13 protein-coding genes are annotated in these 20,109 nt (G+C 65.8%); 4 read left to right on the top strand and 9 right to left on the bottom strand.

The annotated features are described in order from the left end of the window. The 7 genes from ACE3QM_RS15705 to ACE3QM_RS15675 form a co-directional block, all read right to left on the bottom strand. On the bottom strand, positions 1-6,673 hold a 6,673-nt coding region (locus ACE3QM_RS15705; protein WP_374423164.1), incomplete at its 3' end, for a PAS domain S-box protein. 310 nt (positions 6,674-6,983) lie between these two features. Beyond that, positions 6,984-7,697, bottom strand: a complete 714-nt coding sequence (locus ACE3QM_RS15700) for a LytR/AlgR family response regulator transcription factor (protein ID WP_374423162.1) — start codon at positions 7,695-7,697, stop codon at positions 6,984-6,986. Further along, positions 7,697-8,722 (bottom strand): sensor histidine kinase, encoded by a 1,026-nt coding sequence (locus ACE3QM_RS15695; RefSeq protein WP_374423160.1) that lies wholly within the window; start codon positions 8,720-8,722, stop codon positions 7,697-7,699. The genes ACE3QM_RS15700 and ACE3QM_RS15695 overlap by 1 nt, the downstream gene beginning before the upstream one ends. Before the next feature lie 12 nt (positions 8,723-8,734). Continuing rightward, complete coding sequence (locus tag ACE3QM_RS15690) at positions 8,735-9,964, bottom strand: hypothetical protein (protein WP_374423157.1); 1,230 nt, start codon at positions 9,962-9,964, stop codon at positions 8,735-8,737. Between the two features lie 3 nt (positions 9,965-9,967). After that, positions 9,968-10,738 (bottom strand): outer membrane lipoprotein-sorting protein, encoded by a 771-nt coding sequence (locus ACE3QM_RS15685; RefSeq protein ID WP_048407891.1) that lies wholly within the window; start codon positions 10,736-10,738, stop codon positions 9,968-9,970. Positions 10,739-10,766: 28 nt separating this feature from the next. Then, complete coding sequence (locus tag ACE3QM_RS15680; RefSeq protein WP_374423154.1) at positions 10,767-12,143, bottom strand: ABC transporter permease; 1,377 nt, start codon at positions 12,141-12,143, stop codon at positions 10,767-10,769. Beyond that, a complete protein-coding gene (locus ACE3QM_RS15675) occupies positions 12,140-12,835 on the bottom strand; it encodes an ABC transporter ATP-binding protein (RefSeq protein WP_048407926.1) in 696 nt (231 codons plus the stop codon). Before ACE3QM_RS15675 ends, ACE3QM_RS15680 begins: the two co-directional genes overlap by 4 nt. Before the next feature lie 361 nt (positions 12,836-13,196). On the opposite strand from ACE3QM_RS15675, the gene ppk2 reads away from it, so the two are divergent. Next, entirely contained in the window at positions 13,197-14,048 is an 852-nt protein-coding gene (gene ppk2, locus ACE3QM_RS15670) for a polyphosphate kinase 2 (protein ID WP_197081338.1), read from the top strand. 35 nt (positions 14,049-14,083) lie between these two features. Here ppk2 and ACE3QM_RS15665 read toward each other — a convergent pair whose 3' ends face one another. Both ACE3QM_RS15665 and ACE3QM_RS15660 read right to left on the bottom strand, forming a co-directional pair. After that, positions 14,084-14,569 (bottom strand): hypothetical protein, encoded by a 486-nt coding sequence (locus ACE3QM_RS15665; RefSeq protein WP_374423152.1) that lies wholly within the window; start codon positions 14,567-14,569, stop codon positions 14,084-14,086. 94 nt (positions 14,570-14,663) lie between these two features. Beyond that, entirely contained in the window at positions 14,664-15,551 is an 888-nt protein-coding gene (locus ACE3QM_RS15660) for a LysR family transcriptional regulator (protein ID WP_374423150.1), read from the bottom strand. Positions 15,552-16,025: 474 nt separating this feature from the next. Here ACE3QM_RS15660 and ACE3QM_RS15655 point away from each other — a divergent pair, with 474 nt between their 5' ends. The 3 genes from ACE3QM_RS15655 to acs all read left to right on the top strand — a co-directional run bounded on the left by ACE3QM_RS15655 (position 16,026) and on the right by acs (position 20,094). Continuing rightward, complete coding sequence (locus ACE3QM_RS15655) at positions 16,026-16,337, top strand: DUF485 domain-containing protein (RefSeq protein WP_048407886.1); 312 nt, start codon at positions 16,026-16,028, stop codon at positions 16,335-16,337. Continuing rightward, entirely contained in the window at positions 16,334-18,019 is a 1,686-nt protein-coding gene (locus ACE3QM_RS15650; RefSeq protein WP_374423148.1) for a cation acetate symporter, read from the top strand. Before ACE3QM_RS15655 ends, ACE3QM_RS15650 begins: the two co-directional genes overlap by 4 nt. Before the next feature lie 110 nt (positions 18,020-18,129). Further along, the gene (gene acs, locus ACE3QM_RS15645; protein ID WP_374423145.1) at positions 18,130-20,094 is read left to right on the top strand and encodes an acetate--CoA ligase; all 1,965 of its coding nucleotides are present in this window, start codon (positions 18,130-18,132) and stop codon (positions 20,092-20,094) included. Positions 20,095-20,109: the final 15 nt, after the last annotated feature.

Raw genomic sequence — 20,109 nt, 5'->3', positions numbered from 1 at the left:
CCCCCGGTTTGGCGGCGGGGGCGCATTGTCCGCCCCTGCCCCCCGGCCGCCCTCCGCCACCATTTGGACGGCGGCCCGGCGCCGGCTGCGGCCGGCTGAAATAGAAGCCCTGCATTTCGTCGCAGCCGCGCCCGCGCAAAAACGCCGCCTGCGCTTCGGTTTCCACGCCCTCGGCGATCACCGCCAGCTTCAAGCCGCGCGCCAGCGACAGGATGGCGGTGGCGATGGAGGCGCTGTTCGGATCGCAATCCAGATCGCGGACAAAGGATTGGTCTATCTTCAAGCGGTCCAGCGACAGGCGCTTGAGATAGCTGAGCGAGGAGAAGCCGGTGCCAAAGTCGTCTATGGTCAGCATGATGCCCAGTGCCTTCAACTGCTGGGTGGCGCGCACAAAGGCTTCCGAGTCGGCCATCATCGCGCTTTCGGTCAGCTCCAGTTCCAGCCATTCCGGCGCCAGCCCGGTGTCCACCAGCACCCTGCGCGTCAGTTCGCACACATCCATCGCCGCGAACTGATGAGCGGACACGTTCACCGACATCGTCACCGGCGGCAGCCCGGCGTCCTGCCAGGCCTTGGCCTGCGCGCAGGCGGCGCGTAGCACCCATTCGCCCAGCGGCACGATCAGCCCGCTGGCTTCCGCCAGCGGAATGAATTCGGCGGGCAGCAGCAGCCCATGGCGCGGGTGCTGCCAGCGCACCAGCGCCTCGCAGCCGAACAGCTCGCCGCCGTGCAGCTTGACCTGGGGCTGGAAGTGCAGCACCAATTCGTCTCGCGCCAGCCCGCGGCGCAAGTCATTCTCCAGTTCCAACAATTCCAGCGAGCGCGCGTTCATTTCCGCCGCGTAATAGCGCACGCCGTAACCGCCCATGCCCTTGGCCTGGTAAACCGCCGCCAGCGCGTTGCGCAGCAGGTCGTCGCCGTTACGCCCGTCCTTGGGGAAGACCGCTATGCCGATGCTGCCGGACAGGAACACTTCCCGCCCCGCGGCTTCGAACGGCTCGGCCAGCAGCTTCAGCACCGCCTGGGCCAACGCGGCGCCGGCCATCTCGCCCTGGCTGAACAGGATGAATTCATCTCCGCCCAGCCGCGCCAGCGTGTCCGCCTTGGCAATGCTTTCCAGCCGCTGCGCCAGTTGGCGCAGCAAGTCGTCGCCGGCTTCGCGGCCCAGGGTGTCGTTGATGCCTTTGAAGCGATTGAGATTGAGCGCCAGCACTTCCAGCCGGTGTTGTTCCCGCCGGCAGCTGCGCAATGCCTGGCTTAGCCGATCGCGCAGCAGGTTGCGGTTGGGCAGCCCGGTCAATTCGTCGAAATTGGACTGCCGCTCCAATTGCTGGATGTAGCGCTGGCGCTCGCGGATGTCGGTGAAGGACACCACCGCCCCCAGTTGCAGGCCGCCGCTATGCATGGGCACGGCGGAGAATTCCACCGGCAGCGCGCCGCCGTCCTTGTGCCGGAACGCGTCCTCGCAAGCGCGCGCTTCCTGGCCGGAACGCAGCATCGCGCGCAGCGGGCCATCCGCCGTCTCGTCCGCCACGCTGAGACAGGCGCCGGCGTCTCGGCCCAGCAGTTCTTCCTCGCGATAGCCCAGCATTTCGGCGGCGGCGGGGTTGATGAAGCGGATGACGCCATCGATATCGATGCCGAAAATGCCTTCCGCCGCGGAATTGAGGATTAGCTCGTTTTCCGCCATCCGCCGCGCCACTTCCGCTTCCAGCCTGGCGTTCTGATGGCGCAATGCGTCGCGCGCCGCCTTCAATTCCAATTGGGCTTGCACCCGCGCCAGCAACAGGGATGGCCGTATGGGCTTGGCGATGTAGTCGACCGCGCCCAGTTCCAGCCCCTTCTCCTCGTCGCCCGGCGCGTCCAGCGCGGTCAGGAAGATTACCGGCACTTCGCAAGTGGCGGCCTGGCCGCGCAACGCGCGCAGCACGCCGTAGCCGTCCAGGTCCGGCATCATCACGTCGAGCAGGATGAGGTCGGGCGGCTGCTGCGTCGCCGTCAGCAGGCCGCGCTGGCTGGCAGCGGCCGTGCTCACCCGGTAGCGCGGGCTCAACATCTCGCTCACCACTTGCAGCACTTCCGGATTGTCATCCACCACCAGTACCGTCGGCGCATCCGGCGGCGCCTCTCCGTCGGGTTCGGCCGCCACCGTCTCGGCCTTGGGCAGCGCTTCCAGCGCTGCGCCCAGCTGCTTCAGGCCATGGTCCAGGGACTGGATCAAGACGGCCAGTTCCGGCCCCGACTGGCCCAGCCGCAGGGCGGCCTCCAGCGCGGCGGCCTCCGCCTGGGCGCGAGTCAGGCCCAGCGAGCCCGCCGCGCCCTTGAGCGCGTGGGCGATGTGCCGGCCTTCGTCCAGTTCGCCCGCCGCCAGCAATTGTTCCAGCCGCGCCATGTCCTGTTGATGCGCCGGCACGAATTTATGCAGCAGCCGCTCCAGCCGCGTCAGATCGCCCACCATGCGCAGGCCCGCTTCCAGGTCCAGCCCTGGCAGCGCCATCAGCAGGGCGCGCCGCGCCGCGCCAGGCGGCAACGACGGTTCGAGCGGATACGCGCCGTTCTCCGGCATCGGCAGCCATTTCAGCAGCATGCCGAACAGCTGCTCCGGGTCCACTGGCTTGGCGACGAAGTCGTTCATCCCCGCCGCCAGACAATGCTTGCGATCTTCATCGAAAGCGTTGGCGGTCATCGCCAGCACCGGAGTGTCCCGCCGCCCCGGCAGCTCGCGGATCAGGCGCGTTGCTTCCAGGCCGTCCATCTCCGGCATCTGCACATCCATCAGGATCAGGTCGTAGCGGGTGGCGGCGACGCTCTCCACCGCCTCGCGGCCATTGCGCGCCAGGTCCGCCTTCAGGCCAACGCTGCCCAACATCCACAGCGCCACTTCCTGGTTGATGGCGTCGTCTTCCACCACCAGCACCTTGGCGGCGGCGCGGCGGCGCAGTTGCGCTTCCGTCTCGCTCGCCTCTTCCGCCGCCGCGGCCACATGCTTTTCACCCAGTTCCAGCCAGGCGGTGAACCAGAAGGTGCTGCCCTGGCCCTCCCGGCTGTCCACGCCGACTTCTCCGCCCATCAGCGCCGCCAGCCGCTGGGTGATCGCCAGCCCCAGCCCGGTGCCGCCGTAGCGGCGCGTGGTGGAGTCGTCCGCTTGCTGGAAGGCCTGGAACAGGCCGGACAGCTTGGCGGCTGGAATGCCGATGCCGGTGTCTTCCACTTCGAAACGCAGCTGCCGCTTCTCGCCCTGCTGGCCCAGCAGGCGGGCCCGCAGCGTCACCGTGCCCTGTTCGGTGAACTTGACCGCGTTGCCGGCGTAATTGAGCAGCGATTGACGCAAGCGCGTGGGATCGCCGCGCAGCCATGCCGGCACGGCGGCGCAATCCACTTCCACGCGCAGCCCCTTGGCCTGGGCCGATTCGCCGATCAGCGAGCGAACATGGTCGAACAGCATGCCGATGGAGAAATCGGTCTGCTCCAGCGCCAGCTTGCCGGCCTCGATCTTGGACAGGTCCAGGATGTCGTTGATGATGGTGAGCAGATGGCCGCTGGCCACCAGCACTTTTTCCAGCTTGCTCTGCTGCTCCGGCCTCGGCTGGGCGCGCATCAGCAAATGGGTGAAGCCAATGATGGCGTTCAAGGGCGTGCGGATTTCATGGCTCATATTGGCGACGAAGGCACTCTTGGCCACATTGGCCGTTTCCGCCGCTTCCTTGGCGCGCACCAGCGCCTGCTCGGTGTCCTTGCGCCGGGTGATGTCGGTGACAAAAGCAATGATCTTTTCCGGCTCTTCGGATTCGCCCGGCAGGTAGTAACAGGTCATTTCCACCGCCACCGAGCCGCCGTCGCGGGTGCGCTGCCAGGTTTCGAACTGGGCGCGGCGCTGGCGGCGCAGCGTCTGCATCATGTCGGCATAGGCTTGCGGCGTGAGCTTGGGGTCGATGTCCGACACATGCAGGCGCAGCATGTCTTCCACGCCGTAGCCCAGCAGTTCCGCCGCGTAGCGGTTGACGTAGATCAGCCGCCCGCTGGCCGCTTCCAGCCAGTGAATGCCGATGCCCACGCTGTCCATCGCGAACTGGGTGATCTGCAGTTTGGCGCTGGTGGCGCGCACCTCGGCGGTGCGCGTCGCCACCATTTCTTCCAGGTGATGACGATAGAGGTCCAATTCCCGCCCCAGCTGTTTTTTCTCGCTGATGTCCTCCTGCAGCGACAGATAATGGCTGATCCGGCCATCCGGCTGGCGGATCGGCGCGATATGGGCGAAGTCCACGTATTCGCTGCCATCCTTGCGCCGATTATAGAGTTCGCCCTTCCACGGCTTGCCGGCCCGCAGCGCCGCCCATAACTCGACAAAGGTCTGCCGCGGCGTATTGCCGGACTGGAGCAGGTCCGGCGTGCGCCCTATCACTTCGTCGCGGCTATAGCCGGTATTGCGGACGAAGGCCTCGTTGACGTACTCGATCCGGGCGTCCAGATCGGTGATGACGATACATTCCGGGCTTTGCTCCACCGCCATCGATAGCTGGCGGATCCGCTCCGCCGCCTGCCGCCGCAGCGTGATATCGCGGAAGGCGCCGTAAATGCTGCCGTCCGGCAGCCGGATCGCGTTCACCTCCACCGGCACTTCGCTGCCATCCTTGCGCCGCAGCAGCATTTCGGCGCTCAATTGCTCATTGGACAGCAGCCGCTGGAACAGCGCCCTGGAATCCGCCGACCGCGCTTCGGCACTGAACTCGCCGACCCGTCGTCCCAGAATTTCCGCTTCCTCATAGCCCAGCAGCTGGCAGGCCTGCAGATTGACGTACTGGTAGCGGCCATCGGCATCGGCCACCAGCACCGCGTCGGCGGCGTGGTCCAACACGCGGCGATAGCGCGCTTCGGCGCTGGCCAGTTCCCGGGTTTTCTCGCGCAGCGGCCGCAAATCGTTGTAGGTGCCGAAGAAGCCGCAGAAGATTCCGGACAAGTCATGCATCGCGGTGATGGAGGCGTAGACCGGTATCACTTCGCCGTCGCTGGCGACGCGCACCAGTTCTCCGGTCCAACGGCCCTGCTCTATCACCTGCTGCTCCAGCCGCGCTCTTTCTTCCCGCCGCGATGGATCGTCCGGGATGAAGCGGGCGATCGAGGAGCCGACCAATTCGTCCAGCGGATAGCCCATCAGTTCGCCGAAAGCGGCGTTGACGTAGAGAATGCGCTTGGCCGCATCGGTCATCACCACCGGCTGCGCCGACTGATCCAAGGCCTCCGCCAGCCGGTGGCGGTCCTCCTCCATCAATTTGCGCGCGGTGATGTCCTCGGTGAAGATGACGATGCCGCCGATGGCGCCATCGCGGCCATGCCAGGGCCGCACTTCCCAGCACAGCCACTGGACGGAGCCGTCCTGACGCGCAAAGCGCTCTTCTTCCTGGCGGATCACCTCGCCATCCAGCGCGCGGCGATGCACGAGCCGCCAGGATTCCGGGATTTCCGGAAACACATCGTAATGGCAGCGGCCGATGATGGCGCCATCCAGCCGGTAATCCTCCAGCCAGCGGCGGCTGGCCGCCAGATAGCGCATGCCCCAATCGAACATCGCCAGCGCCGCCGGCGCGTGTTCGATGAACAGCTGCAACCTTTCCTCGCTTTCCTGCAAGGCGTTCTCCATCGCCTTGCGGTCGGAGATGTCCTGCATCGCGCCGCGCACCGACACCACCCGGCCATTCTCCAGCACCGGCCGCCCGGAGGTGCGTACCCATTTGCGGCGTCCGCTGGCGCTGATCAGTTGCAGTTCCAGGTCATAGGGTTCCGCGTCGGTCACCACCCGGCGCACCGCCGTTTCGATGCGCCGCCGGTCTTCGCCATGGAAAAAACCCAGCCCCAGCCGGGTATTGGCGGGCGCGTCGACCGGCAGGTCGTGAATGCGCGCCACTTCCGAGGTCCAGCCACCGTTGCCGCTGGCTGGATCGAACCACCAGCCGCCCACTTGGGCAATCGCGCTCATTTCCCGCAGCAGTTCTTCGCGCTGACCCTGCTCCGCTTCCGCCTGCTTGCGCGCGCTGATGTCGGAAGCAATGCCGCATACCGCGTAAACCTGGCCATGGGCATCCAGCAAGGGGAATTTGAGCACCAGATAGGTATGCGTCCCATCGCTCAGCGGCACGGTTTCCTCGTATTCGCGCGCCTGGCCGCTGCGTATCACTTCCTGGTCGGCGCGGCGCAGATTGGCCGCCACCTCCGCCGGGAACAGGTCTTCATCGCGCAGGCCGCGCATGGCGTCGGCGTCGAGATGGAACAATTCCGGGTAACGTTGATTGGTCAGCAGATAATGCCCTGCGTCGTCCTTGACGAAGATGATGGCGGTGGAGTTGTCGATGATGGCGCGCAGCAAGGCTTGCTGGCGCGTCAGTTCATCTTCGGCCACGCGGGAGCGGCGGCTGATCAGGCCTTGGCTGAACAGGCCCAGCATGACGCCGCACAGGGAGAACATGGCAATGGACACCGCGTCCGCCGGCTTGGTAATGGCAAAGCTCCATTGCGGCGGGATGAATAAATACCAGACGATGAACACCGACAGCGCGGTGGCGATCAAGCCGCCCTCCAGCCCGCCCAACGCCGCGGACACAAACACCGCCGGATAGAACAGGAACCAGGCATAGGGCCGCATCCAGTCCCATAACGGCCATTGCAGCGACAGCGCCAACAGGGGTATCAGGACGCTCAGCCCGATGCGGCGGTACGGGGTGGCGAAGAGAGCCCGGAGGCGCCGTCTGCCTGGTTTGGGATCAATCAATTATCGGCCTCGTCTCGGGAGCTGCCGCGGTGTTGTCGAACGCCATCCACGATCCGACAAGCGGCGAAAACGGCCGGGAAAGCGGCATGCGCATTCGGCACATGGGCATTTCGCAGCGGAACTCGCCGTGCAAGGTCTCATGACGCGCGGCAGACTTTAGAACAGGTTTTCTGCTCTCACGATAGACCACGCGCCCAGCCCGGACAAACCGATCACTCCCTCACATCGCCTTGAAGCGTTGCGCATAGCCGCGGCTCAAGGGCAGCGTTTCCGGCCGCGATTTAAGCCGCAGGCTGCAGCGGCCGAGCAGGTCCTGCTCTATCGACAGCACTTGGGCGAGGTTGACGATCAGACCGCGGTGAATCTGCGCGAAGCCGTCCGGGTCCAGCCGCGCCGCCAGCTCGCGCAGCGACATGCGGATCAGATGGCTTTCCTCCACGGTCACCACCTCGGTGTATTTGTCCCTGGCCTTGAAATACACCACCTCGCCGGCGGCGATCAGCCGCTTGCTGTCGCCGAGGCCGGCGGTGATCCAGTGCAGCCGCGGCGTCGCGAGCGCGGGCGGAGCCGGCGGCGGCGCGCCATGGGTCTGTTGCAGCCGCGCGATGCACTTGAGCAGGCGCGCCTCGTCCAGCGGCTTGAGCAGGTAATCTGCTGCGGCGGCGTCAAAGGCCTGCAGCGCGAACGCGTCGTAAGCGGTGACGAAGACCACCCGCGTGCCGGCCACGCCCTGCGCCACCTGCACGCCGTTGAGACCGGGCATGCGGATGTCGAGAAAGGCGAAATCCGGCCGCAGCCGGTTGATCGCGGCCAGCGCCGCCACGCCGTCGCCCAGCACCGCCGCCACGTCCAGCTCCGGCCACAGCGCGGCCAGCCGCCGCCGCAGGTCTTCCGCCAGCAGCGGCTCGTCGTCGGCGATCACCGCGCGGGGCATCAGCCGGCTCCGTTCGCGGCCGGCAGCAGCAGCTCGGCCACCACGCCGTGCGGCGGATTGTCGCGCAGCGCCAAGCGCGCCGCGCCACCATACAAGGAGGCCAGGCGGCCGCGCACATTGGCCAGGCCCACGCCGCCGGACGCCGCCGGGTCCAGCCCCACGCCGGTATCGCTGACCCGCAGCCGCAACCGCTCGCCGTCGCGCTCCGCCGCCACTTCCAGCCGTCCGCCGTCAATGCTGGGCTCGATGCCGTGGCGCAAGGCGTTTTCCACCAGCGGCTGCAGCAGCAAGGGCGGCAGCGGCCAGTCCATCAATTCCGGCGCCGCGGTCACCGCCACCTGCAAGCGCGCGCCCATGCGCATGCCGGCGATGTCGAGCAAGGCGCCCACCAGTTCCAGCTCCTGCGCCAGGGTGCCGGCGCCGTGGCGGGTGCGCGCCAGGCTGGCGCGCAGATAGGTGTTCAAATACCCCAGCATCCGTTCCGCGCGCGGCGGGTCCAGCGCAATCAGGCTTTGCACATTGGCCAGGGTGTTGAACAGGAAATGCGGTTCTATCTGCGCTTGCAGCAGCGCCAGTTGGGCGGCGGTTTCCGCTTGGCGGCTTTCTGCCTCGCGCCGGCGCGTGGTTTCCAACTCCATCGCCAGTTCGCGGGAACGGAAATGGCTGGTGGACAGCAACATGGCGAAGATCGCGACCAGCAGGGCCGGCCCCAGCACGCGCCAGACATTGCCGGACAGCGACGCCAGCACATCGACGGCGCCGAGCCAGGCCGCCAGCTTGAAACCCAGCGGCACGCTCAGCGCCGCCACCAGCAGATACCACGCCGGATGACGCCGACCGCCGCGCAGGCTCAGCAAGGTACAACCCAGCCAGCAGCCATAACCTATGCACATCGAAATCAGCAGATTGTCGGCCAGGCTGCCCTTGCCGCCCAGCCAGTAGAAAAACAGGCCGATCGCCGCATTGCACGCCGTGCTGTAGCCCAGCCAATGCCATGCCGACAGCCCCGCTCTCCGCTCGCCCATCCCTCTGTCGCCTCAGTAAAAGTAATTGAACACCAGCTGCCAGACCTGGCGCGCCGGGCTGGCGCCGTAATGACTGTCCGGCGCGCCGTCGAAACGTTGCCATTGCAAGGCCAGGTCCACCGGCCCCAGATGATAGCGCGCTTCGGCCCAGTTCATGCCGCTATGGTCCACCAGGTCGAAGCTGCGCATCGCGGTCAGGTCCAGATCATCCAGCAGCGCGTCCTGCCAATGCGCGCGCAGCAGCGCGGCGCGCCGGGTCAACAGGCCGCCCCCGCCGGCCGCGCCGCGATACGCGCCGTAAGCCGGTGGGTTCGCGCGCAGCGCGCGCCAGTCGTCGCGCTCCGGCGCCGCGCCGTCATGCTGCCCTTCCAGCGTCAGGCTCAGCTTGTTGGCGCCGGTCCAGGTCAGGCCGGCGGCCAGCCGGTTGCACCAGCCCTGGTCCGCCAGCCCCAGGCTTTGCCGCCAGGCGGACTGTTGCCGACCGCCGGCCCATTCCAGGTAGGCGACGGTGGCATCGCTGAGCACCCGCGACAGATTGAAGCCCAGTTGCGGCGAGCGGCCCTGCTCTTGCAGCAGCAGCCATTGCGGGTTGAGGTTTTCAGCGAAACGATAGCTGCCGACCAGCAATAGCCGCTGCCGAGGATTGCTGGCGCCCCAGTCCAGGCTGGCGCCGTCCGGGTCCGGCCCATTGCCCAGCTTGGGCGACCAGATCGCGGTCAGCGAGCCTCGGTCCCATAGCTTCTGCCAACGCAGCATCGCGTTGCCCAGGCGGTTTTGGCGCAGGCTGTCCGGGTCCGCCGACACCACCGAGCGCACGGTGCCGGCACCGAGAAAGTCGGTGGGGTTGTAGCCGGTGGCCACGCCGTAGCGGGTATTGACGCGACCGAAGTCCAACATCATGTCGGCGCCGAACTCGCGGCTCAGATACGCTTCCTTCAGGGTGTTGACGCCGTGGTTCCGCTGCGGCGCGCCGGCGAAGCGCCAATCCAGGCGATTGGCCAGCGTGCCGCGCCAGACCGGGCTCAGCCGGCCATCCCAGCGCAGATCGAAGGACAGGCGCTGGCTGTCGGCGCCGCCCTGCGGCGACAGCGCGGCGGCTTCCAGCAGCAGTTTCAGATCGCGCGGCTTTTCCTCCTCCATCCGGGTCGCATCGGCCAGCTTCAGCGCTTCCTCGTCCGGCGGCAGGTCCGCGCCGTGAGCGGCGACGCCGCACAGCGCCAGCGCGATCGACAGGCGGCGCATCGCTCACTCCGCCCGGAAGCGCGGCAGATAGTCGCGCTGCAGCCAGGCTTCCGGCACCTCGCGCCAGGCGAACTGGCTATTGCGCAACACCGTGATCCAGCGCGGGTTGAGGCCGTCTATGATCACGGTCTCGGTGGGCCGCTCGCGTCCCAGCACCGGCTGGTAGGCGCGGTAATACGCGGTCTTCAGCAGGCTGCCGCTCTCGGCGTAGAACTGCGCCTTGCGGCTGCGGTAGCCGTCGCGGTCCACCCACAGGTCGATCGCGTGGTAGGTGACGCCGGCGTTGCGCGCGGTGAGCCGCAGTTTGTAACTGCGCCGCGGCTGCCGGTCGCCATCCAGGATGTCTTCCTCGCCGGCCAGCGTCGCCTGGTAATCCAGCGCCAGGTTGACGGTGACCACGTCGCCGTTGGCGGCCTGCCCCAGCAGCCGCTGCTGCGGCGAAATCGGCACGCTGGCCTTGCTGGACGGATCGAAGAACCACAGATCGTTGCCGCTCTTGAGCATCAGCTTGCCGGCGTCGCGGCTGGGGCTGATGAAGCGCAGCAGGCTGCGAAACTGGCCGCTTTTCTGATCGGCGCGCGAATACACCGCCAGCGAGCTGGCCTCGTTCTGCTTGCCGTCCTTGTAGCTGACCAGCGACACCACCAGCCCGAAGGAGCGCTCCGGATTGCGCACCGCGTCGCTATTGGCCAGGATGGTTTGCGCATCGGGCGCCGCCAGCGCCGATGCCGACAGCCAAACCGCCCCCAGGCAAGCCCATGCCCATCCCCTCATCGTCCTTCTCCTTGGTTTTCCGTCGGCCTCAAGCATGACGCAGGGCCTCCACGATATTGGCCGCCGCCGCGCGCCGCGCCGGCCACCACGACGACAGCAGCGCCATCGCCATCAAGCCGCCGGCGGTCACCGCCATCATCCGCCACTCGCCCCAGACCCGCACCAGGATGGGGCTGGGATCGACCTGTCCCGGCGGCAGCCAGGTCAGGCCGGCGTGATTGATCAGCCAGGCCAGCAGCAATGCCAGCGCGATGCCCAGCGCGCCGCCGCCCAGGCCCAGCAGCCAGCCCTCGCACAGGAATAGGCGCTGGATGCCGCGGCGGCGCAGCCCCATCGCCCGCAGGGTGCCGATTTCCACCGTGCGTTCCAGCACCACCATATTCATGGTGTTGCCTATGGTGAACAGCGCGACGCAGGCGATCAGCACCGCCAGGAAGCCGAAAATGGTGCCGAACATGCCGGTGATCTGGCCGTATTGCGGCTGCAGCGTGGCGAAGTCATGCACCGCCAGCGGCTGGCCGCGCAGCGTGGTGGCGAACAATTGCCGCAGCCGTTCGCTGGCGGCCGGGATCTGCGCGGTGTGCCGCAGCTGCAGCACGATGGCGGTCACCATCGGCTCGCCCTGGCCGTAGACCAGTTGCTGCGCCTGGCGCAGGTGCAGGCCGACATACATATCGTCCAATTCCTTGATGCCCTGGCTCTCCACCTTGGCCACTTGCAGCCGCGCCACATTGGGCGCGCCGGCGGCGGTGGCGGCCAGCAGTTCGATCCTGTCGTCGCGGCCGCCGGCAGGCGGCGCTGCCGCGGACAAGGCGGCCAGATCGGCCGGCAGATCCTTGCCACCGGATGACGCCGGCGGCGGCGCGCAGTCCTTGAGCCGGAACGCCGCGCACAATTGCAGCACGCGCGCCACCCCGGTGCCTATCACCGCCGCGTTAGGCGCGGTGCCGGTCAGCGCCACCAGCTTGCGCTTGTCGTTGAAGCCGTAGTCGTCCCAACGCCGCAGCCGGTTTTGCGCGTCCACCTCGCTGCCGCGCGCCACCACCGTGCGCGAGGCGCCGGCCGAGTAATGGCCGGCGATGCCGCCCAGGCTCAGCGTGGGCGTGACCACGGTCAGCATCGGCCGCAGCACCGGGTCGCTCTCGATCAGCCGCATCACCGCGCGGTAATCGCGGATGCCGTAAGCGGCCGGGTTGCCGCTGCCGTACAGGAAGTAATCGCGATGCTGGACTTGCAGATGGCCGCCGGCGCGCACCATGCCGGTTTGCAGCCCGTATTGCACGGTGCGGTTGTAGCCGCCGAACAGCAGCACCGCCACCAGGCCGATGATCATGGTGAACAGGGTGGCCAGCGTGCGGCGACGGTTGCGCAACAGATTGCGCCAGGCCAGCTTCAAGGTGTTCATGCCAGCGCCTCCTCTAGGTTCAGCGCGCCGACCCGGCCATCGCGGACCAGGTAGCGGTCGTCCGCCGCCGCGATCACCTGTGGATCATGCGAGGAGAACACCACCGCCACCTGGCGCTCGCGCTGCAGCTGCCGCAGCAAGGCCAGGATGGACGCGCCGGTGTGGCTGTCCAGATTGGCGGTGGGTTCGTCGGCCAGCACCAAGGCCGGTTCGTGCACCAGCGCGCGCGCAATCGCCACCCGCTGGCGCTGGCCGCCAGACAGCTGGCCGGGCCGGTGCGCCGCCTTGTCGGCCAATCCCACCGCCGCCAGCATTTCCAGCGCGCGACCGCGCCGCTGCCGCGCCGGCAGGCCTTGCAGCTGCAGCGGGTATTCCACGTTTTCGAACGCCGACAGCACCGGCATCAGGTTGAAGTTCTGAAAGATGAAGCCGATATGGCGCGCGCGGAAATCGCTGAGCGCGTCATCGCTCAAGCGCCCCAGGTCCTGGCCCGCCACCGCGATCTCGCCGGCATCGGCGCGGTCTATGCCGCCGATCAGATTCAGCAGCGTGGTCTTGCCGCTGCCGGACTGGCCGGACAACACGGTAAAGCGCGCCGTGGCGATCTTGAGGCTGACCTCGGCCAACGCCGGCACCTGCACCTGCTCCATACGATAGCTTTTCGACACCCCGCTCATTTCCACCGCCCACATGCTGGCCTCCATCGCGAAAACACAATGGCATGAATATGCATGAAATCGGAATGAAAAGCTCTGCCTTGCGACAAAACGCCGATTTCGGGCGCCAGTTGCGCCACGGCGGCGCCAAGCCTTGCGCATCGACACCGGTTTTCCATGGGAGTAGCATGGTTTTACCCCTCGCAAAGGAGCTTGCATGACACAAGACAAAACCCCGCCCCAAGCCCCCCTGCCCGCGGAAGCCGGCGCCGATGTCCAGCCTCCGGCCGTCAAACCGCCGCCGCGCCGCGCCACGACTCATCGCCGCAATAATGTGGAGCGCGCGCGCCAGGAATCGGTGCAGGCGATAGAAACCGTCAGCCAGCAGCCGGTGGCGCTGCAAGTGGCCGCCGCGCCGCAGGGCAGCGCCGAGGACAGCACCAGCGCGGAGCTGCCGGCCAGCTATCCTTACCGCAGCCGGCTGCGCCGCCCGGAATACGAGCAGCAAAAGCAGGCGTTGCAGATCGAGTTGCTGAAGGTGCAGAACTGGGTCAAGGAGAGCGGCCAGAAGATCGTGATCCTGTTCGAAGGCCGCGACGCCGCCGGCAAGGGTGGCACCATCAAGCGCTATATGGAACATCTGAACCCGCGCGGCGCGCGCGTGGTGGCGCTGGAAAAACCGTCGGACCGCGAACGCGGCCAGTGGTATTTCCAACGCTATATCGAGCACCTGCCCACCGCCGGCGAGATCGTGTTCTTCGACCGCTCCTGGTACAACCGCGCCGGCGTGGAACGGGTGATGGGCTTCTGCCATCCGCACGAATACCTGGAATTCATGCGCCAGACGCCGCAGCTGGAACGCATGCTGGTCAACAGCGGCATCCGCCTGTTCAAGTTCTGGTTCTCGGTCAGCCGCGAAGAACAGCTGCGCCGCTTCATCTCGCGCCGCGACGATCCGCTCAAGCACTGGAAGCTGTCGCCCATAGACATTCAGTCATTGGACAAGTGGAACGACTACACCGCGGCCAAGGAGGCGATGTTCTTCCACACTCATACCGGAGACGCGCCGTGGACGGTGGTGAAGTCGGACGACAAGAAGCGCGCGCGCCTCAACTGCATCCGCTACTTCCTGTCGCGGCTGGATTATCCAGGCAAGGACGCGCGCGTCGCGCACGCGGCGGACCCGCTGCTGGTGGGCGAGCCGCACAGCATGGACGCCGAGGACAGCGACGCGCTGCTGCGGATTTGAAGCGGGCCGGCCGTGGAGCCGCGAACAGCTGGCGCTTAGGCCGGTGAGCTACATGGATTTTGTCGCTTCCACTCCCGCCGCGCGTCACAGGCGGCGCGCAAAGGCGTGGACGACAGGCTGGTGGCGGCGAAATGCCCCACCTGGCGGGACACCTTGGACAAGGCGGAGCCGGACATACTGCCGATCTGCCAGGCATGCTGCAAGGGCCGCAGCGAAGGCGCGTCATCGCTGGCCGCTTCCAGCCTGGCCTGCAGATCGCGGTTCACTTCCACCAGCCAGCGCTCGGTCAGCAGCATCCAGTCGCGCTGGGTGTCGGCCTGCGCCTGGACCAGGTTGGCCCCCACCAGCAGGCTGTCGTCAAGCCGGCGTTCCATATCGCGCTGCGACAGCGGGTAGGCCGGGGAGAACGCCGACCACCAAGTGACACAGGCGTCGTGCTGGGCTTCCAGCAAACGCCGCTGCCCGCGCTCCACCGCATCGCGATAATTCTCCATCGCGCCAATCAACCAACTCTGGGTCATTGCCACACCTCGCCACCCACAAACAGATGTTGTAAAAACCGGCTGCGCGGCCTTGCCCCCGCGACGACGTCCAAGTGCCGCCCCCAACAAGTTCTTAGGCTGACGGCAGGCACCACACCTGCAGCAACTCCCGCAGCAGGGTTTCCAGCACCAGATCGCCCACCCGGTCCGCCGGGTAGACGAATTGCAACTCAGCCAATTTGCGCACATCCGGCAACACTGTCAACCTGCCGGCGTCCTGCCAGGCCAGCGCGTCCTCTTCCCGCGCCAGCGCCACCCCCACCCCGGAGGCCACCAGCTCAAGGATTGCGTCAAGATGATCGCACTCCGCTACCTTCTTAGGCGAAATGTTGAGTTCTCGCCACAACTCGGCGGTAATTTTGGACAGGCTGGAAAACTGCGAGATGCCCACCCAAGGCAATTTGCCCAGTTCCTTCGGCGCGCCGCCCTGCAGGCGCAGCTCCCAGCCCACCGGCATCACAATGCGAAATGGCAGTTCCGTCAATTTGATGGTGGCGACGTTGACATAGGGGTTCTTGCCCAGATAGAAGCCGGCATCCAGCTCCTTCTTGCGCACCAGGTTCAGCACATCCACGGTGACGCCGTGGCGCAGCTGTATGTCCAGCAAGGGATAGCGTTCCACCAGGCCGGCCACCCAGGGCCCGATTTTCAAGGTGTCCGGCGTCAGGGTGACGCCTATCCGCGCCTTGCCGGACAACTGCCCTTTCAACTGCCGCGCATGATTGATGATGTCGCGCGCCGCGCTCAGAATGGAATGGGCTTGCGGCAGCAGTTCCTGGCCGGAGCGGGTCAAGGACACCCCGCCGGCGCTGCGTTCGAACAGCTGCATGCCCACTTCTTCTTCCAAGGCCTTGATCTGCGCGGTCACCGCCGGCTGCGACAAATGCAGCAGCTCGGCGGCCTGAGTCAGGTGCCCTTGCTGGGCAACGGTGACAAAGGTGCGCAACTGATAGATTTCCATGTTCTCCCCTGACGTGGATGCGCGGTGACGAGCCCGCCGGCATGCCGCTCCGCCCCCCGCAAGCAGATCCCGGCGCCTGGGCGCGGATGGGGGATGAATGAGTGCGAAGGGGCCAACAAGATGGAGAGCGGCGGCCGGGGCAAGGCTAGCCCCGATATTTATTTGTGTTGGCCATTTTCTGCGCAGGGCCGGCCAAATAACAAGCGCTTTCTGCCACTACATTATCGGAAGCCGCCATGGATGACGGCAAGGCAAGGCCTGGTTCAACACCCTGAAACTGTTCAAAAATAGAATATTAACTCTGGAATCAGAGGCAAAAATTTTGCCATAAGCAATTGATTTTTATTGATTTTTGCATCGCATCATCGGTGACACGAATTTTGCGCATCAGAAAAAGCGATTAGATTCGCCGCGCCCACCTCCCTTATGTTTTCAACAGCGACATCCCAAGTCGCGACCACAAAGGAGGATGCAATGAACGAGGACGTGCTCAAGAAGGTACAGTCCAACCCCAAGTTTCAGGAACTGGTTCACAAGAAAACCAGCCTGGGTTGGCAGCTCACCATAGCCATGCTGGTCATCTACTACGGCTTCATCCTGGTGCTGGCGTTTTCGCCGGCCACGCTGGGCCACCCGATCAGCGCCGGCGCCACCATGACCGTGGGCATTCCCATCGGCGTGCTGATCATCCTTTCGGCCTTCGTGCTCACCGGCATCTACGTCCGTCGCGCCAATACCGAATTTGATCTGCTCAATCAGCAAATCGTCGAGGAGTCCAAGCAATGAAGCAACGCCTCATCAAGCTGGCCTGCGCCGCCGGCGCCGGCTTGCCCTCCTTGGCCATGGCGGCCGGGGCCATCGAGGGCGATGTCAAGCAGCAACCCACCAACTGGCACGCCATCATCATGTTCCTGCTGTTCGTGGCGTTCACGCTGGGCGTCACTTACTGGGCGGCGCGCCGCACCAAGTCCGCCAGTGATTTCTACGCCGCAGGCGGCGGCATTACCGGATTCCAGAACGGCCTGGCCATCGCCGGCGACTATATGTCGGCCGCGTCCTTCCTCGGCATTTCCGCGATGGTGTTCGAAAAAGGCTATGACGGCCTGATCTACTCGATGGGCTTCCTGGTCGGCTGGCCGGTGATCCTGTTCCTGGTGGCGGAACGCCTGCGCAACCTGGGCAAGTACACCTTCGCCGATGTCGCCTCCTACCGGCTGCAGCAGACGCCGGTGCGCAGCTTCGCCGCCACCTCCACCCTGGTGGTGGTCGCCATCTACCTGATTGCGCAAATGGTGGGCGCCGGCAAGCTGATCCAGCTCTTGTTCGGCATGAGCTACTCTTCCGCGGTGCTGATGGTGGGCGTGCTGATGGTGTGCTATGTGCTGTTCGGCGGCATGCTGGCCACCACCTGGGTGCAGATCATCAAGGCGGTGCTGCTGCTGTCCGGCGCCAGCTTCATGGCGTTCATGGTGATGAAGCACGTCGGCTTCGACGCCGACCGCCTGTTCGCCGAGGCCATTGCCGTGCATCCCAAGGGCGCGGCCATCATGAGCCCGGGCGGCCTGGTCAAGGATTCGGTCTCGGCCATCTCGCTCGGCTTGGCGCTGATGTTCGGCACCGCCGGCCTGCCGCACATCCTGATGCGCTTCTTCACCGTGTCCGACGCCAAGGAAGCGCGTAAATCGGTGTTCTTCGCCACCGGCTTCATCGGCTACTTCTACATCCTCACCTTCATCATCGGCTTCGGCGCCATCATGCTGGTGCTGAACCAGCCGGGAATGATGGAAACCGTGGTCAAGAACGGCAAGTCCGTCACCCAGCTGATCGGCGGCAACAATATGGCGGCGGTGCATCTGGCCGAAGCCGTTGGCGGCGATATGTTCCTGGGCTTCATCTCCGCGGTGGCCTTCGCCACCATCCTCGCGGTGGTGGCCGGCCTGGCGCTGTCCGGCGCGTCGGCGGTGTCGCACGACCTCTACGCCAGCGTGATCAAGAAAGGCAAGGCCAACGAGGCCGACGAGATCCGCGTGTCCAAGATCACCACCGTGGTGCTGGGCGTGGTCGCCATCGTGCTGGGCCTGGTGTTCGAGAAGCAGAACATCGCCTTCATGGTGGGCCTGGCCTTCTCCATCGCCGCCTCGGCCAACTTCCCGGTGCTGTTCCTGTCCATGTTCTGGAAGGGGCTGACCACGCGCGGCGCGGTGATCGGCGGCTTCATCGGCCTGTTGTCGGCGGTGGTGCTGATCGTGCTGGGGCCGACGGTATGGGTGGAAGTGCTCAAGCACGAGCACGCGCTGTTCCCGTACAAGAACCCGGCCATCTTCTCGATGACCCTGGCCTTCGTTTCCACCTGGCTGTTCTCGGTGCTGGACAACTCGCGCCAGGCCGGCGAGGAGAAAGCCAAGTTCGAAGCCCAGTTCGTGCGCTCGATGACCGGCATCGGCGCGTCCGGGGCCTCCAAGCATTGACAATGACATAAAGCCGGGTCGAGGATGTCGGCCCGGCCTATAAACCACCACGCCGCTCCGGCAGCATCGAGAGCGGCCGCATCACAACAAAGCTAATCCAGGAGAAGTTTATGTCCACGCTAGAATCCGTCCTCAAGGAAACCCGCAGCTTTCCGCCTTCCGACGATTTCCGCCAAAAGGCGGCGATCTCCGGCATCGAGGCGTACCACACGCTGTGCGAGCAGGCGGACGCCGATTACCTGTCGTTCTGGGGCGACCTGGCGCGCGATCAGATCTCCTGGAAAAAACCGTTCACCCGCGTGCTGGACGATAGCCAGGCGCCGTTCTTCAAGTGGTTCGACGACGGCGTGCTCAATGTGTCCTACAACTGCCTGGACCGCCACCTGGCGGTCAACGCCAACCGCATCGCGCTGATTTTCGAAGCCGACGACGGCGCGGTCACCCGAGTCACCTACGCCGAGCTGCACCGCCGCGTCTGCCAGTTCGCCAACGGCCTGAAGAGCCTGGGCGTGGCCAAGGGCGACCGCGTGGTGATTTACATGCCGATGGTGATCGAGGCCATCGTCGCGATGCAGGCTTGCGCCCGCATCGGCGCCATCCACTCCGTGGTGTTCGGCGGCTTCTCCGCCGGCGCGGTGCGCGACCGCATTCAGGATGCCGGCGCCAAACTGGTGATCACCGCCAACGAAGGCCTGCGCGGCGGCAAGAGCGTGCCGCTGAAGGCCACGGTGGATGAAGCGCTGGCGATGGACGGCTGCGACAGCGTCAAACACGTGATCGCCTATCAGCGCACCCAGAACCAGGTGGCCTGGAGCGAGGGCCGCGACATCTGGTGGCATCAATTGACCGACGGCCAGCCGGAACAGTGCGAACCGGAATGGATGAATGCGGAAGACCCGCTGTTCATCCTCTACACCTCCGGTTCCACCGGCAAGCCCAAGGGCATCCAGCACAGCAGCGCCGGCTATCTGCTGGGCGCCGCCAACAGCTTCCGCTGGGTATTCGACTACAAGCCCAACGACGTGTTCTGGTGCACCGCCGACGTGGGCTGGATCACCGGCCACAGCTATATTTGCTACGGCCCGCTGGCCAACGGCGCCACCCAAGTCATCTTCGAAGGCGTGCCCACCTATCCGGACGCCTCGCGTTTCTGGCGCATGATTGAGCAACACAAGGTCAGCATTTTCTATACCGCGCCCACCGCCATCCGCTCGCTGATCAAGCTGGGCGCGGACCTGCCCAAGCAGCACGATCTGTCCAGCCTGCGCCTGCTCGGCACCGTCGGCGAGCCGATCAATCCCGAAGCCTGGATCTGGTACCACGAAACCGTGGGCGGCGGCCGCTGCCCGATTGTCGACACCTGGTGGCAGACCGAAACCGGCTCCATCCAGATTTCGCCGCTACCGGGCGCGGTGGCCACCAAGCCCGGTTCGTGCACGCTGCCGCTGCCGGGCATCATGGCCGATATCGTCGATGAGTCCGGCGCCCAGGTTGACCCGGGCCGCGGCGGCTTCCTGGTGATCAAGAAGCCCTTCCCCAGCCTGGTGCGCACCATCTGGAACGATCCGGAACGCTTCAAGAAAACCTATTTCCCGGAAGAGTTCAACGGTCAGTACTACCTGGCAGGCGATTCCGCCAACCGCGACGAGAACGGTTATTTCTGGATCATGGGCCGTATCGACGACGTGCTCAACGTGTCCGGCCATCGTCTGGGCACCATGGAGATAGAGTCCGCGCTGGTGGCCAACCCGCTGGTGGCGGAAGCCGCCGTGGTCGGCAAGCCGCATGAGGTCAAGGGAGAGGCGGTGGTGGCCTTCGTGGTGCTCAAGGGCGCGCGCCCGCAGGGCGAGGAAGCCAAGAAAGTGGCGGCCGAGCTGAAGAACTGGGTGGCGCACGAAATCGGCAAAATCGCCCAGCCGGACGACATCCGCTTTGGCGAGAACCTGCCCAAGACCCGTTCCGGCAAGATCATGCGCCGCCTGCTGCGCTCCATCGCCAAGGGCGAGGAAATCACCCAGGACGTGTCCACGCTGGAAAACCCGCAAATCCTGCAACAGCTGCAACAGCCGCTATAAACGCCGGATTCGCCG

Origin of the sequence: Chromobacterium sp. (genome assembly GCF_041912965.1) — a bacterium.
Taxonomy (GTDB): domain Bacteria; phylum Pseudomonadota; class Gammaproteobacteria; order Burkholderiales; family Chromobacteriaceae; genus Chromobacterium; species Chromobacterium aquaticum.
The sequence above is the reverse complement of the archived record's forward strand: the minus strand, read 5'-3'. Positions and strand labels throughout refer to the sequence as shown.

What these genes read in the sequence shown, in the direction of transcription:
- ACE3QM_RS15700 (WP_374423162.1), bottom strand. Translation starts at nt 7,697, where the DNA reads ATGCCCCGCGCGGTGATCGCCGACGACGAGCCGCTGCTGGCGGAAGAC.
- ACE3QM_RS15695 (WP_374423160.1), bottom strand. Translation starts at nt 8,722, where the DNA reads ATGGGCGAGCGGAGAGCGGGGCTGTCGGCATGGCATTGGCTGGGCTAC.
- ACE3QM_RS15690 (WP_374423157.1), bottom strand. Translation starts at nt 9,964, where the DNA reads ATGCGCCGCCTGTCGATCGCGCTGGCGCTGTGCGGCGTCGCCGCTCAC.
- ACE3QM_RS15685 (WP_048407891.1), bottom strand. Translation starts at nt 10,738, where the DNA reads ATGAGGGGATGGGCATGGGCTTGCCTGGGGGCGGTTTGGCTGTCGGCA.
- ACE3QM_RS15680 (WP_374423154.1), bottom strand. Translation starts at nt 12,143, where the DNA reads ATGAACACCTTGAAGCTGGCCTGGCGCAATCTGTTGCGCAACCGTCGC.
- ACE3QM_RS15675 (WP_048407926.1), bottom strand. Translation starts at nt 12,835, where the DNA reads ATGTGGGCGGTGGAAATGAGCGGGGTGTCGAAAAGCTATCGTATGGAG.
- ACE3QM_RS15665 (WP_374423152.1), bottom strand. Translation starts at nt 14,569, where the DNA reads ATGACCCAGAGTTGGTTGATTGGCGCGATGGAGAATTATCGCGATGCG.
- ACE3QM_RS15660 (WP_374423150.1), bottom strand. Translation starts at nt 15,551, where the DNA reads ATGGAAATCTATCAGTTGCGCACCTTTGTCACCGTTGCCCAGCAAGGG.
- ACE3QM_RS15655 (WP_048407886.1), top strand. Translation starts at nt 16,026, where the DNA reads ATGAACGAGGACGTGCTCAAGAAGGTACAGTCCAACCCCAAGTTTCAG.
- ACE3QM_RS15650 (WP_374423148.1), top strand. Translation starts at nt 16,334, where the DNA reads ATGAAGCAACGCCTCATCAAGCTGGCCTGCGCCGCCGGCGCCGGCTTG.
- acs (WP_374423145.1), top strand. Translation starts at nt 18,130, where the DNA reads ATGTCCACGCTAGAATCCGTCCTCAAGGAAACCCGCAGCTTTCCGCCT.